The sequence below is a fragment of the Listeria sp. LM90SB2 genome (assembly GCF_028867355.1).
In the GTDB taxonomy this organism is placed as follows: domain Bacteria; phylum Bacillota; class Bacilli; order Lactobacillales; family Listeriaceae; genus Listeria; species Listeria monocytogenes_B.
Genome location: NZ_CP046449.1, coordinates 1,635,037 through 1,652,089 on the forward strand (window position 1 = coordinate 1,635,037; position 17,053 = coordinate 1,652,089).

Here is a 17,053-nt window from a genome sequence, read left to right on the forward strand (position 1 = left end):
ATTTCCCGAAATCCCTTGTCGTTCATGCTATACTAAAGACATTATTTGAAAAGAAATGTGGGGATAAAAAATGATTGAAATCAAAAAAATGACCGGAACAAAAGAAGAAAATTATGCACTTGCTTTAAAACAAGTACAAGCAATGATTGCTGGCGAACCAAATCTAATTGCGAATCTAAGTAATGTTTCTTCTATATTAAATCAAGCACTTTCTGATATTAATTGGGTTGGATTTTATTTACTTGAAAAAGAAACAAATCAATTAGTACTCGGCCCCTTCCAAGGTTTGCCTGCTTGCATTCGCATTCCACTAGGTAAAGGTGTGTGCGGTTCTGCTGCCTCAGATCAAAAAACGTATATAATCGAAAATGTGCATGATTTCCCTGGACATATCGCCTGTGATGCAGCTTCTAATTCAGAAATCGTTCTACCAATTGTAAAAAATAATCAACTGCTTGGCGTGCTTGATATTGATAGTCCCCTTTTTAATCGTTTTGATGAAGTGGACCAGTTATGGCTAGAAAAAATCCGTGATGCGATTACTCAAGAAATAAATTGACAAGCTACTAGTAACTATACTATACTGGAAGATGTGTAAAATGCAGCTTGAGTAAAATGAATGAGTGTGTTGTTTACCCCCAGATGTAATTCTGTGGTATATCGCGTAACCGGCGGCTGCTATGGTGATGGTATATGAAGGTAAACTGCCCTGATTTGGTTTTACGTCACGTTTGTTTTATACCAAAAACAAATAAAAGGAGGAGTCTCTTATGGCTCGTTATACAGGTCCAAGCTGGAAAGTTTCCCGTCGTTTAGGAATTTCACTTTCTGGAACAGGTAAAGAATTAGAGCGTCGTCCGTATGCTCCAGGTCAACACGGCCCAACTCAACGTAAAAAAATCTCAGAATATGGTTTGCAACAAGCTGAAAAGCAAAAATTGCGTCATATGTATGGATTAACTGAACGTCAATTCAAAAACACGTTCAACAAAGCTGGTAAATTACAAGGTAAACATGGTGAGAACTTCATGATCTTACTAGAACAACGCCTTGATAACATCGTTTACCGTCTTGGTCTTGCTCGCACTCGTCGTGCAGCTCGTCAACTCGTAAACCATGGCCACATCACTGTAGATGGCAAACGCGTAGATATCCCTTCTTACCAAGTATCTGTTGGTCAAGTGATCTCTGTTCGTGAAAAATCTGCTAAAAACTCTGCAATCGCTGAAAGCTTAGAAGTTTCAAGCTTCGTGCCTGAATATGTAACTTTCGATGCAGAAACTCTAACTGGTTCTCTTAACCGTCTACCAGAACGTTCTGAACTTGCTGCTGAAATAAACGAAGCATTTATCGTAGAATTCTACAGCCGTTAATTAGAACTAAAAGCCTTACAATGCATGACTTCGGTTGTGTTTGTAAGGTTTTTTTATGCACAAAAAAGCACTCGTCTTTAAAAACGAGTGCTTTCCCTATTATTTATAAGAAACTAAGAAGTATTTTTTCTTCCCGCGTCTCACAATTGTAAATTTATTTTCAATCCGGTCACTTGCATCCATGATTTTTTCTAAATCTTGCTGACGTTCCCCATTAATGTAAATAGCTCCATTTGCAACATCTTCACGCGCTTGACGTTTGGAAGGTTCGATACCAAGTGTTACTAACCAATCTACCAAGTTTGCTTCCGTATCTTCTGCAACAAATGTCGGAACGTCTTTGAAGCCTTGTTCAATTTCATCCGCAGTCAGCGCTTTTACATCACCACTAAATAGTGCTTTTGAAATTTTCAAAGCTTGTTCTAAAGCTTCTTCACTATGCACAAATTTGGTCATTTCTGCTGCTAATGTTTTTTGCGCAGCTCGTAAATGCGGTTCTGTTTCTACTTGTTTTGCTAACTCATCAATTTCTGCTTCTGTTAGGAATGTAAAGTACTTCAAATATTTTACAACATCACGATCATCTGTGTTAATCCAGAATTGATAAAACTCATATGGCGTTGTTTTTTCTGGATTTAACCAAATTGCCCCGCCTTCTGATTTCCCAAATTTCGTTCCATCAGCTTTTGTTAAAAGAGGAATTGTTAAACCGAAAGCTTTGGCATTTTCGCCTTGTTTTTTACGAATCAAATCAAGTCCAGCAGTAATATTCCCCCACTGGTCACTACCACCAATTTGCAAACGGCAATCATTAAATTCATATAAGTGATTAAAGTCCATCGCTTGTAAAATTTGGTAAGCGAACTCCGTGAATGAAATCCCTACTTCTAAACGACTAGCAACGATATCTTTTGAAAGCATCGTGTTCACGTTGAATTCTTTTCCATAGTCACGCAAGAAATCAAGGATACTCACATCTTTTGTCCAATCATAGTTGTTCACCATGCTCGCCGCAGAATTACCTTCAAAATCAAAAATCTTTCCAAGTTGCACGCGCAAACTTTCCACATTTTTACTAATTTGTTCCATTGATTGTAACTTACGCTCTTCCTTTTTACCACTCGGATCGCCAATAGTTCCTGTCGCTCCACCAACTAAAATAATCGGACGGTGCCCAGCGTTTTGGAAACGGCGTAAAATCATGAATGGAATTAAATGACCAATATGCATCGAGTCTCCAGATGGATCAATCCCGCAGTACAAAGAAATCTGTTTTTCTTCTACCCATTTGCGTAATCCTTCTTCATCTGTTTGCTGGTAAATAGCTCCGCGCCACTCTAATTCATCAATAATATTCATTTTCATCATTCTCCTTTTATTTTTGGACATAAAAAACGCCCCTCCGCTAAACAGTTTAGCGAAGGGACGTATTAATTAACGTGGTACCACCCTACTTTTAGGAATAAATCCTACTTCAAAAAATAACGGCTCAACACCGGCTACGCCATTATCCTGCGCAGCGTGACTCCGGGATGTAATTCGTCTACTTACCTCTACTAGTTTCCACCAACCACTAGCTCTCTAGGAATAAGAATAAGCAACTACTTCGTCCGTTCATAGTCATTTTCGTTATGAAAAGTATACATACATTTATAACATACCGTTAAAAATGCTGTCAACTTATTTTTTTTCTTTAGTCGTACCACGTAGTTTTTCACTATGTGGTAAGATAACTGTTTTTTCATCTACTTCTTCACTCGTCATCAACTTTGTTAGTAGACGCATAGCCACGGCGCCGATATCGTATAAAGGTTGTACGATTGTCGAAAGTTGCGGGCGTGACATTAATGTTAATTTCGTATTGTTGCTTGTCATTACTTCTAAGTCTTCTGGGACTTTGATTCCAGCATCAAGCGCGGCATTCAAAATACCAATAGCTAGTTCATCATCTGCAACTACCACTGCATTTGGTTTTTTAGACAAGGCACTTAATTCTGCCCAAACTTTTACACCTGCATTGTAGTTATATTTCGCTTCAATAATGTAGTCTTCTTGATAAGAAATTCCAGCTTCTTCTAATGCTTCTTTGTAACCAGCTAATTTCATTTCGCGATTGACCGGCTCGTTTAGAGAACCACTTACAAAAGCGATTTGCTTATGACCATTATCTACAAAACGTTTCACCGCTTCTTTTGTTGCTTGTTTGTAATCGATGTTTACAGAAGCAAATTTATTTTCCATATCAACGGCTCCTGCTAAAACTACTGGCGCTGGAGAACGGTCAAATTCTTCTTGTAATTGTTCTGAAATACGTTCGCCCATGTAAATAATTCCGTCCACTTGTTTACCAAGAAGCGTGTTAAGTACTTGAAGTTCTTTATCCTCATTTTCGTCCGAATTGCTGAGGATAATGTTGTATTTATACATTGTCGCAATATCTTCAATCCCACGAGCAAGCTCTGCATAAAACACGTTAGAAATATCTGGAATAATAACACCAACTGTAGTTGTACGTTTGCTCGCTAGACCTCTAGCTACAGCATTAGGACGATACCCTAATTGATTAATAACATCTAGTACTTTTTTTCTTGTTACTGGTTTAACATTCGGATTGCCGTTCACTACCCGAGATACCGTTGCCATAGAAACATTCGCTTCTCTTGCAACATCATAAATTGTTACATTCATCTCTATTCACTCTCCATATTCATTATTTTAATGGCTCTACCTACCATTGTAAACGTAAACAAACTAGCCTTCCTTTAATAATACGATAACTTTTTTCGATATGCAATTGTTTTTACTCTTTATTTTCATTTATTTTCATATCAAAACGGCATTATTACACAAAATTAAATGCCGATAGAATATGAGTTGTTAATAGCAAAACAAAAAACCTTGGAATCCCAAGGTTTTTTGATGTTACTTTATTTTATGTGGTACTAAATTACTTGCTAAAATTGCATTCCAGAATTCTTCAAATTCAGGAATATCCATTTGTTGTGCAGAATCCGATAATGCAACTGCAGGATCTGGATGAACTTCAGCCATCACGCCATCTGCCTCGATAGCTAGAGCAGCTTTTGCGCATGGAAGTAATAAATCTTTTCGACCAGTAGAATGCGTCACATCAACCATAACTGGTAAATGAGTTTCTTTTTTCAAAATTGGAACGGCAGAAATATCAAGTGTATTTCTTGTCGCTTTTTCATATGTGCGGATACCTCGTTCGCATAAGATGATTTTGCCATTTCCTTGTGACATGATATATTCAGCAGCACCAATGAATTCTTCGATTGTAGCAGATAAACCACGTTTTAGTAAAATGGGTTTGTCCACACGGCCAGCCGCTTTTAGTAATTCGAAGTTTTGCATGTTTCTTGCACCAATTTGAATAACATCTACATAATCAAGTGCAACTTCAATATCAGCCGGCGTAACGATTTCACTAATAACACCTAAACCGTATTCATCAGATACACGTTTTAAAATTTTCAGTCCTTCTAAACCTAATCCTTGGAAGTCATATGGGCTAGTACGAGGTTTAAATGCGCCGCCACGAATAAGTTTTAAGCCTTTCGCTTTAATGGATTCAGCGACCGCAGCAACCTGTTCATAAGATTCCACTGAACATGGACCGAAAACAAATACTGGTTCGCCATTCCCGATTGGCAATCCTTTTACTGTAACTATCGTATCTTCTTTTTTGTTTTTTCTAGAAACGAGTAATGCTTTAGAGTGATCTTCTTCTTGAAGCTCTAATCCCGCTTTAAAAATTTCTTTAAATAATTTTTGAACCGTACTATCTTCAAAAGGTCCTTCATTTGCTGCAAGAATCGTGTTAAGCATTTCTCTTTCACGTAATGGATCAAAACGAAGAGAACCTTGAGTTCCTTTAATTTTGCCAATTTCTTGTACCAAATTAGCGCGTTTGCTAATTAATTCTAGCAAATCAATATTTAATTGATCCACCTGTGTTCTAAGTTCCTCTAAATTTGTATTAACCATTTAACTTCCACCCTTCTAAAAATCTGCTCCAAGATTATTTCTCATTATAGAGGAAAACAGATAATTTGTCACGAATCCACTTTTATACTTAATCGCTTTTAAGCATTAAAGTGAATAATGTAAAACTAATGTTAACATGTTTTAAATCAAATTACAAGCAGATAATGTATTTTTTCCTAATAAAAAAACAGCCCCGTAAGGCTGTTTTTTGAACTAAGTTTATTTTACTTCTTTTTTCACGTCAGAAGCAATTTTTTTCGCTTCGTCTTTGCCTTCATCTACTGCTTTTTTTGCTTCTTTTTTCGCTTTGTCAGCTGCTTTTTCTACATCGTCCGCAGCGTCTTTTGCTTCATTTTTCACAGCGTCTGCCGCTTGTTTCGCAGCTTCTTGGTTTTCTTCTTTGTTTTGTGAAACAACTTCTTTCACGGCTTTGCTTTGTTTAGAAACAGTATCTGCTAATTTACCGGATTTGTCTTTCACTACATCTACAAATCCACCAGCAGAATCAACTAATTTATCTTTTGTTCCTTTGGCTACACCACTGATTTCGATACCTTTTTCATAAGCAACATCTTTCCATTGGTTGCCTTTTTCTTTAATTGTATCAACTTGTGTATTTAAGTCCTCGCGTAGTTCTTTACCTGATTTAGGTGCAAATAGAAGTGCTGCGGCTGAACCAACGATTGCACCAATTAAACCACCGATTAGAAAATCTTTTGTATTAATACCATCTTTTTCTGCCATGTTAAATCCCTCCAAATTATATTAGAAATTAGATTGTTCTGCTGCTTCTTTTGCTGCTTCTTTCGCTGCTTTATTTGCTTTCATCTTTTCTCTAAAAGAAAGAATTGAATTGCTAATTGAGACAGCTTGAGAAATCTTCGCTTCGTTTTGCTCTACTTTGTTTGTTGCGAGTGTTGCTAGTTCGCGAACAGATTGACTTAATCCTAGTAAAGAAGTCCCAATGTCACCAACTGCATCAAAAACTGGATCCACTTTCGCAACTTTGCCATTTACATCTTCTAGAAGTGTATTGGTCTTATCAAGCAATTTTTGTGATTGTCCTGTAATCCCTTGTACTTCTACTGTTATTTTTTCTAACGATTTAGCTACCTCATCCATTGTTTGGGAAGTTGATTTTAACGTTTTTCCCAAGTAGATGGCAATAACTAAAAGCGCAATTGCGGCAATAAGCGCTGCAATATACAAGATTACTATCATCTATCCACACCTCCATATTCCTTTTTCTATACCCTGAGTATTCCCCTCTAAAACTTTCTTCTCTAATGATCTATGTACAAAATACAAAAAAGAAAAGGTATTAGCTTCATTTTAGCAAGTAACTGCCGAAAAATAAACTAATAAGAAAGAAACCGGTTAATTTGTTGTAGAAGGTTGCTTTTAGCGTAATTTGGAGTAAAATAGATACAGGCTGCTTTTTGCCTATTTTTAGTTAAAATTTAGGGAGGTTACAAGATGAGAGACGCAAGAATCGAAAAATTAGCACATAATTTGATTAACTATTCCGTCAAACTTGGCGCTGGAGAAAAAGTATTAATTGAAAACTTCGGTGTTCAAAAAGAATTAGTGATGGCTTTAGTAGAAGAAGCATACAAAGCTGGCGGTTTCCCGTTCGTTTCCTTAAAAGAACCACAAATTGACCGCGCGATGATGCTCGGAGCTGATAGTTCCCAATATGCAAAAATTGCTGAATTCGAAGGCAACGTGATAAAAGAAATGGATGCTTACATAGGTTTACGTGCTGGCGATAACATCAATGAAACATCCGATGTCCCAGCAGATAAATTGAAAATCCACGGAGAAACAGTTGGCAAAATGCATTCTGATATTCGTGTGAAACAAACAAAATGGGTTGTACTTCGCTATCCAAGTTCCTCCATGGCGCAACTTGCCAAAATGAGCACTGCTGGTTTTGAAGATTTCTACTTTGACGTGTGTAACTTAGATTACGGAAAAATGAGTGACGCAATGGATGGATTAGTAGAACTAATGAATAAAACAGATAAAGTACACTTAGTTGGACCAGGAACAGATTTAACATTTAGTATTAAAGATATTCCGGCAATTAAATGTGCTGGCGAAATGAATATCCCCGACGGTGAAGTATTTACTGCACCAGTTCGTGATTCTATCAATGGAACACTTACTTATAACACACCATCTCCTTACCAAGGCTTTACGTTCGAAAATGTATCTTTCACGTTTAAGGATGGAAAAATCATCGAAGCGACTGCGAATGATACAGCTCGTATTAACAAAGTCTTAGATACAGATGAAGGCGCGCGCTTCGTTGGCGAATTCGCTATTGGGGTTAACCCATTCATTCACGAACCAATGCAAGATATTCTTTTTGATGAAAAAATCGAAGGAAGTTTCCACTTTACGCCTGGTCAATGTTACGACGAAGCTTTTAATGGCAACCAATCTGCTATTCACTGGGATTTAGTTAACATTCAACGTGCCGATTACGGCGGCGGCGAAATTTACTTTGATGAAGTTCTCATTCGTAAAGATGGTATTTTCGTCCTTCCAGAATTAGAAGCACTTAATCCAGAAAACTTAGTATAAAAAAAAGACGCTTAGGATTAATTCCTAAGCGTTTTTTAGTTTAAACAATTGTTTTTTCACCGGGTTGCCAGTTGATTGGGCACAGTCCACCTGTTTGAAGAGCTTGTAAAACTCTTAAAACTTCATCCACTTCCCGCCCGATATTATTATGGTGCACCACTTCGTACTGGATTTCACCTTTTGGATTGATAATGAAAAGACCGCGCAATGCTACGCCTTCTTCCTCAATTAATACACCGTAATCACTAGCTACTTGATGATTCGTATCCGCAGCGAGTGGGTAGTTTAATCTACCAATACCACCTTCTTTAATCGGTGTATTCGTCCATGCAAGATGCGAGTGAATTGTATCTGTAGAAGCGCCAATTATGCGGGCATTTAATGCATCAAATTCATCTGACCGAGCGGAAATAGCAACAATTTCTGTCGGACAAACAAATGTAAAGTCCATTGGATAGAAAAAGAGAATCGTCCATTTATCGTCTTCTATATTTTTTTCTAGACTTACTTTCCCAAAAGTCTGATTTGGCATAACAGCTTCCATTTCAAATCTTGGAGCTTGTGTGCCTACTAAACGTTCTGCCACTTTTATCCCTCCATTAATTATGTAGTTGTATTTTGTATCACATGATATATTTTAATACACCTAAGAAATACTGTAAAGCTTTATTTATACTAATTACAAACAAGAAAAAAGCACGCCAACGAATCGGCATGCTTTATTTAGTTATTAATTAATCGCGCTTTTTTTCAAATCAGCTTCTGTCAAAACTTCATGATCAAGTACTTTTTCATAAGCGGCTTGGAATTTTTGAACGTCCCCTGCTCCCATGAATAAAATAACAGCTTCTGGGTATTTCAAAAGTTCTTCTGTATGCTCTTCTTTGATAATGTGGTTTCCTTTTGTTTTGTGCGCTAAATCAGCAATCGTTAAATTCCCTGTTTTTTCACGCGCGGAACCAAAGATATCACAAAGATACACTTCATCCGCTAAATTCAAGCTGTCCGCAAAACCTTGTAAGAATGTGCGAGTTCGCGTGAATGTATGCGGCTGAAAAACAGCAACTACTTTTTTGTCAGGATATTTTTGTCTAGCAGCATTTACTGTAGCACGGATTTCTGATGGATGGTGCGCGTAATCATCTACTAATACTTGATTAGCTTTTTCTGTAATACTAAATCTTCTTTTGACACCTTCGAAAGTTTTTAATTCCTTTTTCACGTCTTCCACTGGTAGACCTTCATAATCACAAAGTGCAATAACACTTAAGGCATTTAATACATTATGGTCTCCGTAAGCTGGAATTTCAAACGAACCTAAGAACTCGCCGCGATGATACACGTCGAATTTTGTTCCAGTTGTTTCTTTGATTACATTTTTAGCTTGGAATTCGTTTTCCTCGCCAAAACCAAAGTAAATAATCGGTATATCTAAAGTAAGCTTACGTAATTCAGCATCGTCCCCTAAGGCAAATACAGCTTTTTTCACTTGTTTACCCAGTGTTTCGAATGCGTTAAATACATCATCCACGCTCTTGAAATAGTCTGGATGATCCCAATCAATATTCGTCATAATTGCATACGTAGGTTTATAAGCAAGGAAATGACGTTGATATTCACACGCTTCAAGTGCAAAATATTCCGCTCCTTTTGTCCCGCTTCCAGTACCATCACCGATTAAATAAGAAGTTGGACGAATCGCACCAACAACATGCGAAAGTAAACCAGTTGTCGACGTTTTACCATGAGAACCAGTTATCGCAATACTTGTATAGCCATCAATTAATTGACCTAAAAATTTATGATATCGAATCACCGGAAGCCCAAGCTCCAGTGCACGCTCAATTTCTTCATGTGTATCTGGGAATGCATTCCCAGCAATAATTGTTAGGCCTTCTTGAATATTATCAGCCGAAAAAGTCATAATCGGAATTTGCTTTTCTTCTAATGCTTTTTGTGTAAAGAAATATTTATCCACATCGCTGCCTTGCACTTGGAAACCTTTATCATGCAGGATTTGAGCAAGTGCACTCATCCCTGACCCTTTTATTCCAACAAAATGATAGATAGTCATTATTTGAACCCCCATTAATTTATCTTGAAGAGGGTGCCTAAAAAAAACATGTTAACTGTTAAGCACCAAGTCTTAACTTTGAAAACAGTATAAAGTCTCCGTTTTCTAGACATCATCTTACGTTCTAATTGTGTTTTATGTTTGAATTCTAGTTGAGTCAATAATTCACCAGCTTATTATATCACTTTCCATGTAAATAGAAAAATCTTTCAGCGAATATAAGCGAAATTACTCATGAAAATAGCCATTATTTGTAAAACTAATTAAGTAATATGTTAGTTTAGTACTACAAAATTAAGATTCTTTGTTTCGCAACTTAGCTAATTGGTCCTTTGTAATAATAACATCTCGCGGTTTGGAACCATTTATCCCAGAAACAATTTGATGATTTTCAAGGGATTCCATTAATCTCGCCGCTCGGTTATAACCAATTCTAAAATGTCTTTGCAACAAGGATGTTGAGGCAGCATTTTGGCTTAAAACAAAGTCACACGCTTCTTCAAATAATTCATCGGTATTTTCTTTTGCCGTTTCTTTTACAAGTAATTCTTGTTCTTCAAAGATATAATCGGCCTCGCCTTGACTCCGAACATGAGCAACAACTGCATCAATCTCTTCATCACTAACGAAGGTTCCTTGTAAACGCACTGGCTTACTTGCACCACTTGGTAAGAAGAGCATGTCCCCTTTTCCGAGTAATTTTTCTGCTCCGCTTGCATCTAAAATCGTTCTAGAGTCGATTTGAGAAGATACAGAGAACGAAACACGTGTAGGGATATTCGCCTTAATGAGACCTGTAATAACGTCTACAGATGGGCGCTGTGTCGCTACAATCATATGAATGCCACAAGCTCTTGCTTTTTGTGCGATGCGGCTAATGGATTCTTCTACATCATTTGGCGCAACCATCATCAAATCAGCTAATTCATCAATCACAATTAAAATATAAGGTAATTTCTCCCCTGTATGATCTGGGTGACTAGCGTATTCATTATATTTTTCCATATTCCTAACGCCTGTATGGCTAAATAATTGATAGCGACGTTCCATTTCTTCTACCGCCCATTTTAAAGCGACAGTAGCTGCTTTGGCATCCGTAATAACTGGACTCACAAGATGTGGTATCCGGTTGTACGGAGCTAATTCGACCATCTTAGGGTCAATCAAAAGTAGTTTCAATTGGTCTGGCGTTGCTTTGTAAAGTAAACTTACTAGCAATGAATTGATACAAACACTTTTCCCTGACCCTGTAGCTCCAGCGATTAAACCGTGGGGCATTTTTTGTAAATCAGTAATAATTGGCGTTCCCGAGATATCTAGCCCAAGTGCCGCTGTGAGCGGTGATGTAGATGACTGAAAAGCTTCCGTATTCATCAATTCAGAAAGCATTACGGGACGACTTGTCTGATTCGGAATTTCTATCCCTACTGTACTCTTACCAGGTATCGGCGCCTCAATCCGTATATCTTTCGCTGCTAAATTTAATTTAATATCATCCGTTAAATTAGTGATTTTGCTAACTTTAACGCCTTTTTCAGGTTGCACTTCAAATCTAGTTACTGCTGGACCTTGTGTACGGTTAACTACACTAGCTTGTACGTTGAAATTTTCCAAGGTTTCATCTAGCATCTCTTGCTGCATTTGTAGCCATGAGTCGTCTTCTCGTTTGGAGACTGGCGGATGGAGCAAACTAAACGACGGAAATTCATAGTTCGTTGGGTAAGAGACTGTCGCTACTTGCGCTTCTCGAACAGTATTCGTTTGTTCTGCTTCTACCTCAACTGGTTGTTGCCCATTTATTTCCTGTGCTTCTTCTTTTCGAAGTGCTTGTTTGTCTTTCTTTACCATCATGACATTAAATGGAATTCTGCTTTTTAGCAATTGTTCTTGTCTATTTGATTCTACTTGTTTGCTTCTAGTAGTTGTTTTCGTTTGCGCCGGCTCTTCCGTTATAAGGGAAACGCGTGCTGGTTCTTGCTGTTCTACTGGTTCTGGGGTTACTTTCACTTCTGGTTGCTCCGTAATGACTTCTTCCGTCACTGGCACTGACACAATCTCTTCTTCTATTTGACGATTTAGCTCTGTGTCAAAAGCAATTGTTTCCGCTTCTGCTGAATCTAATAAATCTACTGGAGTAATAGTTAAATCTTCTTGTATTGTACTAAGTTCTTCTGCTTCTGTTACAGCAAACTCAAATTTACTTGGTCGTTTATTAAAGGCATAAACAGGCGAAGGTACATCCGTCGCTGTAAAAGGTCGTTTTCTTGTTTCCTCTTTTACTGGTTGCGTTTCTGCCGCTTGTCTTTTTGTTATTGGTTGTTTTTTTGGTTGAATTGGTTGGCTTTTTTGTTTATCTGGAATTAACGGAAAACGAAATTCGCCTTTTGGATACTGGTATACCATTTGCGTTTTCATTTGTCGTTTCACTGGTTGCATATGTTTTTGTTTTGGAACTGTTTTGTAAGCAACTGGTCGTTCGTTCCTTATAGTACGTTCTTTCGTTTTAATTGCTGTTACATTTGATTTTGGCACTACTTCTGGTGCTCGTTGTTTTGCTTTCTTTTCTACTTTTCGTGAAGACGTATCTTCGTATGTATCTATTTCTTCATCCATATCGCCAAAGAAAAAATCTTTAAACCATCCCATTCATTATCACCCTAAATTTAATTTTCTTGTTTGATTTTAACAGACAAAAACAAAATAATCTATGACAAAATTGTGAATTCGCCTTTTTTCGAGCCATATTCGTTATAATACCTTGGTAATAGAGGGTTCAAACGCGGTATAAGTTTTTGTTATAAAGGTAAAATTGATTCATTTTTGTGCGATTTATGCATATTTTGTATACAATTAACATTTTATCGTTCTACATTTAAGGTGTTTTCACAATATCTAATAAATAGCAACTAAAAAAGCGCCCGATATAGCATCAGACGCTCAAAATTAAACATTTATTTAGAAATTAACAGGAAAAGCTTCTCCAACCACAGCCGATTCCTCCAGAACCATAATCCCCTTTTCCGTAGGCGCATCAGGAATCGCAAGTTCACGCGCAGCACATACCATGCCGAAAGAATCTTCTCCTCGCAAATTAGATGGTTTGATAATTAAACCACTTGGCATAACCGCACCGATTTTTGCAACAACTACTTTTTGACCAGCGTCAATGTTCGGGGCACCGCATACAATTTGCAATACTTCATCCCCTACATTGATTTTACATACATTTAATTTATCTGCATTAGGATGTTTTTCTTTCGATTCCACATAACCGACGACGAATTTAGGAGATAAATCAGCCACGATTTCCGGTTCGAATCCAGCTTTTTCAATTACTTGATTCATTTGCGCTACTAATTCCTCCGTCAAATCCACCTTACCATTTGCAGTAATATTAAAATAGTTGGAGCTATTAAAGATGTTATATCCCGCCAACTCTTTTGTTTCACGATCAAAAATTCGCGCTACATCACCGCGGCGTTCCCATTCACGATTTTCAAACGTTACTTCGCCTGTTTCAATTAGTAGAGTGTCCCCTACCCCTTCTTTGTTATAAAATGCGTTTACTATCACGTTTTCTACTCCTTTAATCTGTTTTTTGCCATTATAAATATCGGTTCAAGTTTACCATTATTATAGACAAATGGCAAAGAGGTAATTGGTACAAGCCCATCCGCAAAAAAGTCCATCGTCATATGAGCCAGAACATCGTAACCTGTATTATCTTGGATATCCCCGATAATTAAAACGTCTTGATGCGGTACGGCAAGCACCATTTCCCCCGTTAACTTCTCGCGCATTTCGCGAAGGAACGCTTCATTCAACAATCTACTAGCATCGTAACCATCATTTGTGCGAACGAAATAAAAGTCATTACCATTAACAGAATCTTTTTTTAGCGGGATTTCTAGATTCGCTAAATTATTAAAAGCAACTTCTCTTATTTCTTTATGCGTTAGTTGTGCTTTTTTAAGCATACTCTCTTCAATAAAACGATAGGATTTCCCCAAATCAACCGCGTAGAAAATTTTCGTTTCAGCCGTATGATCATCCGTTAACAGCGCTTCTCCAGCTTTTGTTTCATCAGGAAAAGAAGTTGCACGTACAACCGGATAGATGCTTGCCTTATTATTTTCCAGCTCAACATTTCCCGCCGCTGCCCGAAAACCCTCTTCCACATAATAAACAATTTTTTCCACCGCTGCATTACCATCATTTTCAAAGTTCGCAATGATTTGCGGGATGGTCAGAGTTACTTTTTTACCATTTTGCGCAACCGTTAGCGTGTCATTGTCTCGATTATATGAAAACTGCCGATTCGGCGCTTGTAATTCTTTTTCAAGTTTTTCTTTCATTTTCAATGTAGTCATTTTTGCCATAAGTGCCTCCCCTTCCATAAAAAGCAGTCACTTTTTATATCGCAGCTAGAAAATCATTAATTTCTTCTTTTGTTTTTCTATCTTTACTTACAAAACGCCCCACTTCTTCACCGTCTTCAAACGCCAAAAAGCTCGGAATACCAAAAATCGCTAAATCAGCACATAAATCAATAAATTCATCTCGATCAACATGGTAAAAGACAAAGTCCTCATTTTCCGCTTCGATTTCAGGCATTACTGGTTCGATGAATTTGCAGTCGCCACACCAATCAGCACTAAACATAAAAACGGATTTGCCTTCCGATTTAATAGCGTCAAATTGTTCTACTGATTCTAATTTCTTCATTTCCATACGCTCCTTCTAATCTCATACTAGTTAAATCCTACCGCCTAACAAAACTTTCGTCCAGAATAACGCTCATGAAAAAAGTCCAACCCCAACGAAGGAGCCAAACTTTTTTTACCGTACTTTAGAGCGCGCTTTTTTCTTTTCTAAAAAATCGTGGAAATACCCGAAAAATAATGTCACGATCCCAGCAATCATAGTGGTCCATATCCAACCAAGCTCTGAATCACGAAAATAAGGCAGGTCCGTAACATAGCCTAGCAAGAATACTAAACTCGCCACCAAAAGGAACAACCCCACAACAATTACTGGTTTCTTTATTATTTCACGCATTGTTTTTAATTGTTTCGTAGGTCGTTTTATCCAAACTGCGAATAAGCGTTGTAATCATTTCTTTTGCAGCAGCATAGTCATCCACATGTAAAATCGAGTTAGACGAGTGAATGTATCTAGCTGGAACACCAATTACTGCACTCGGAATCCCGCTAAGCGATGTATGCACTTTCCCAGCATCCGTTCCTCCTGGCGAAACAAAATATTGATAAGGAATTTTATTGGTTTCCGCAGTATCTATTAAAAATTCACGCATACCTCGATGCATAATCATCGTCCGGTCAAAAATACGCAGTAAGAAACCTTGACCAATTTGACCGAATTGCGATTTATTCCCAGTCGTATCATTTGCAGGGCTAGCATCTAACGCGAAGAATAAATCTGGTTTAATCATGTTCGCACTTACGCCCGCACCGCGCAGACCGACTTCTTCTTGCACATTCGCCCCAGCAAAAAGTGTATTTGGCAACGATTCGCCTTCCAATTCTTTCATAAGTTCAATCGCAAGACCAACGCCATAACGATTATCCCATGCTTTCGCTAAAATTTTCTTTGGATTCGCAAGCGGCGTGAATTCAGCCACAGGAACAATGAATTGCCCTGGTTTGATACCAATTTTCTCCGCGTCCGCTTTATCATCCGCACCAATATCAATTAGTAAGTTTTTAGGATCCGTTGGTTTGCTACGTTCAGCCTCCGACAACAAATGCGGTGGAACAGAAGCAACTACCCCAATAACCGGACCGTTAGGCGCCATAATTTGCACTCGCTGTGCCTGTAAAACTTGCGGATTCCAACCACCAATTGTTTGAAAACGTATTAGACCATTTTCTGTAATTTGCGTTACCATAAAGCCAACTTCATCCATATGAGCCGCAACAAGGACGCGTGGACCACCTTCCGCTCCGTGGCGCACACCAAAAATACCACCTAAGCCGTCTTGGATAATTTCATCGGAAACCGGTTCAAGTTCTTTTCGCATAAAAGCACGAATCCTATGTTCATCACCCGAAGTCCCTTGAAGTTCCGTTAATTCTTTAAACATCGCTAACGTTTCTTTTTCCATTAATAATCATCTCTTTCCGTCTAAAATCTCTTTTATTATAGCAAATAATATCCGTTTCCGCTCGCTTCACTTCTCTCTTTTACAGAAAGCGTGTTCAAAAATCCTTTTATAATCAAAAATTTGTAGTATAATGATTAAAAGAGATGTTTGTAGTAGCATCTTTTAAAAAGAATAGGAAACACTAGGGAGGAAAAGCGATGAACTGGAAAGCTTTCATTGCAGGCGTTGGAGCAGGAGCAGCGGCTGGACACCTTGTTTATCATTATTTACTTAGCGATAAAACAATTTCTGGGGACGTCATCTTAGAAAAGGTAAAAGATGCATTCAAGCAAGAAGGACCAATCGAAGGTTCTTGGATTCAACTTAAAAAACAACATTACAAAAAATTCGCGATTGATACTTTCGTTTACCACGGCGGAATCACTTGTATTCGCGAAGGCGAGAAGAAGCAATTCGAATTTATCGCAGACGCTAACACAGGAACAATCATCGACGTATATTTAGCTTAAAAAATAAAAACGATTCCCCAAGTGGGGAGTCGTTTTTTAGCGGATAAAACTATCTATTTTCTTTTTAATTACCACTTCATCTGTTTCACCTTGTTCAATTAACTCCTTCATTTGTTCTGTGTAGATTAATTTTGCGGCAGCATCCATCGCTTTTTTCACCGCTGCTATTTGTTGCATAATAGTTTCTAAATCACGCTCTTCTTCTGTCATCGTTTTTATAGAACGTACATGTCCTTCTATCTTAGCGAATCGCGTTACCAGCGCTTTCTTTTGCTCGATTTCCATATATACCCCCTTATAGTATACCACACGACAACCCCCTACCCAGGATATCATATTGGCTATTTTAAAGCGTTTATAAATACAATTATAACAC

General features: G+C 37.8%; 18 protein-coding genes and 1 other annotated feature. Of the genes, 4 read left to right on the forward strand and 14 right to left on the reverse strand.

Annotation, left to right across the window (positions count from 1 at the left end; genetic code table 11):
- The first annotated feature begins 70 nt into the window (after window positions 1–70).
- A complete protein-coding gene (locus GL301_RS08090; protein WP_003726007.1) occupies window positions 71–559 on the forward strand; it encodes a GAF domain-containing protein in 489 nt (162 codons plus the stop codon).
- 211 nt (window positions 560–770) lie between these two features.
- The gene (rpsD, locus tag GL301_RS08095; protein ID WP_003762477.1) at window positions 771–1,373 is read left to right on the forward strand and encodes a 30S ribosomal protein S4; all 603 of its coding nucleotides are present in this window, start codon (window positions 771–773) and stop codon (window positions 1,371–1,373) included.
- A 99-nt stretch (window positions 1,374–1,472) separates the two neighbouring features.
- On the opposite strand, the gene tyrS is transcribed toward rpsD, so the two are convergent.
- The 5 genes from tyrS to GL301_RS08120 all read right to left on the reverse strand — a co-directional run bounded on the left by tyrS (window position 1,473) and on the right by GL301_RS08120 (window position 6,602).
- Complete coding sequence (gene tyrS, locus GL301_RS08100) at window positions 1,473–2,732, reverse strand: tyrosine--tRNA ligase (RefSeq protein WP_003726008.1); 1,260 nt, start codon at window positions 2,730–2,732, stop codon at window positions 1,473–1,475.
- Between the two features lie 59 nt (window positions 2,733–2,791).
- Window positions 2,792–3,000 (reverse strand) — a binding site (T-box leader).
- Between the two features lie 53 nt (window positions 3,001–3,053).
- Window positions 3,054–4,061 carry a catabolite control protein A gene (ccpA, locus tag GL301_RS08105; protein WP_003727369.1) on the reverse strand — a complete coding sequence of 336 codons (1,008 nt, stop codon included), beginning with the start codon at window positions 4,059–4,061 and terminating at the stop codon, window positions 3,054–3,056.
- 234 nt (window positions 4,062–4,295) lie between these two features.
- Complete coding sequence (locus GL301_RS08110; RefSeq protein WP_003727368.1) at window positions 4,296–5,381, reverse strand: bifunctional 3-deoxy-7-phosphoheptulonate synthase/chorismate mutase; 1,086 nt, start codon at window positions 5,379–5,381, stop codon at window positions 4,296–4,298.
- Window positions 5,382–5,600: 219 nt separating this feature from the next.
- Window positions 5,601–6,125: a YtxH domain-containing protein gene (locus tag GL301_RS08115; protein ID WP_003726506.1), complete on the reverse strand. Its 525-nt coding sequence runs from the start codon at window positions 6,123–6,125 to the stop codon at window positions 5,601–5,603.
- A gap of 21 nt (window positions 6,126–6,146) precedes the next feature.
- Window positions 6,147–6,602: a DUF948 domain-containing protein gene (locus GL301_RS08120; protein WP_003723567.1), complete on the reverse strand. Its 456-nt coding sequence runs from the start codon at window positions 6,600–6,602 to the stop codon at window positions 6,147–6,149.
- A 255-nt stretch (window positions 6,603–6,857) separates the two neighbouring features.
- Here GL301_RS08120 and GL301_RS08125 point away from each other — a divergent pair, with 255 nt between their 5' ends.
- Window positions 6,858–7,970, forward strand: coding sequence for a M29 family aminopeptidase T (locus tag GL301_RS08125; RefSeq protein WP_070298266.1), 1,113 nt, complete (start codon window positions 6,858–6,860; stop codon window positions 7,968–7,970).
- A gap of 40 nt (window positions 7,971–8,010) precedes the next feature.
- Here the strand turns inward: GL301_RS08125 and GL301_RS08130 are convergent, their stop codons facing one another.
- The 8 genes from GL301_RS08130 to GL301_RS08165 all read right to left on the reverse strand — a co-directional run bounded on the left by GL301_RS08130 (window position 8,011) and on the right by GL301_RS08165 (window position 16,168).
- The gene (locus GL301_RS08130) at window positions 8,011–8,556 is read right to left on the reverse strand and encodes a peroxiredoxin (protein ID WP_003726508.1); all 546 of its coding nucleotides are present in this window, start codon (window positions 8,554–8,556) and stop codon (window positions 8,011–8,013) included.
- 144 nt (window positions 8,557–8,700) lie between these two features.
- On the reverse strand, window positions 8,701–10,044 hold the full coding sequence (murC, locus tag GL301_RS08135) for a UDP-N-acetylmuramate--L-alanine ligase (RefSeq protein ID WP_003727366.1): 1,344 nt from the start codon (window positions 10,042–10,044) through the stop codon (window positions 8,701–8,703).
- 294 nt (window positions 10,045–10,338) lie between these two features.
- A complete protein-coding gene (locus GL301_RS08140) occupies window positions 10,339–12,690 on the reverse strand; it encodes a DNA translocase FtsK (RefSeq protein ID WP_003727365.1) in 2,352 nt (783 codons plus the stop codon).
- A 309-nt stretch (window positions 12,691–12,999) separates the two neighbouring features.
- Window positions 13,000–13,617, reverse strand: coding sequence for a YtpR family tRNA-binding protein (gene ytpR, locus GL301_RS08145; protein ID WP_003726511.1), 618 nt, complete (start codon window positions 13,615–13,617; stop codon window positions 13,000–13,002).
- Window positions 13,618–13,622: 5 nt separating this feature from the next.
- On the reverse strand, window positions 13,623–14,423 hold the full coding sequence (locus GL301_RS08150; protein ID WP_003727363.1) for a DUF1444 domain-containing protein: 801 nt from the start codon (window positions 14,421–14,423) through the stop codon (window positions 13,623–13,625).
- Between the two features lie 34 nt (window positions 14,424–14,457).
- Window positions 14,458–14,769, reverse strand: a complete 312-nt coding sequence (locus GL301_RS08155) for a thioredoxin family protein (RefSeq protein ID WP_003726919.1) — start codon at window positions 14,767–14,769, stop codon at window positions 14,458–14,460.
- Window positions 14,770–14,883: 114 nt separating this feature from the next.
- Window positions 14,884–15,102: a hypothetical protein gene (locus GL301_RS08160; RefSeq protein WP_003727362.1), complete on the reverse strand. Its 219-nt coding sequence runs from the start codon at window positions 15,100–15,102 to the stop codon at window positions 14,884–14,886.
- A complete protein-coding gene (locus GL301_RS08165; RefSeq protein WP_003734351.1) occupies window positions 15,095–16,168 on the reverse strand; it encodes a M42 family metallopeptidase in 1,074 nt (357 codons plus the stop codon). Before GL301_RS08165 ends, GL301_RS08160 begins: the two co-directional genes overlap by 8 nt.
- Window positions 16,169–16,365: 197 nt before the next feature.
- Between GL301_RS08165 and GL301_RS08170 the strand changes: the two genes are divergently transcribed.
- Entirely contained in the window at window positions 16,366–16,677 is a 312-nt protein-coding gene (locus GL301_RS08170) for a PepSY domain-containing protein (protein ID WP_003723577.1), read from the forward strand.
- A 36-nt stretch (window positions 16,678–16,713) separates the two neighbouring features.
- Here GL301_RS08170 and GL301_RS08175 read toward each other — a convergent pair whose 3' ends face one another.
- Entirely contained in the window at window positions 16,714–16,962 is a 249-nt protein-coding gene (locus tag GL301_RS08175) for a metal-sensing transcriptional repressor (RefSeq protein ID WP_003741245.1), read from the reverse strand.
- Between the last annotated feature and the right edge of the window lie 91 nt (window positions 16,963–17,053).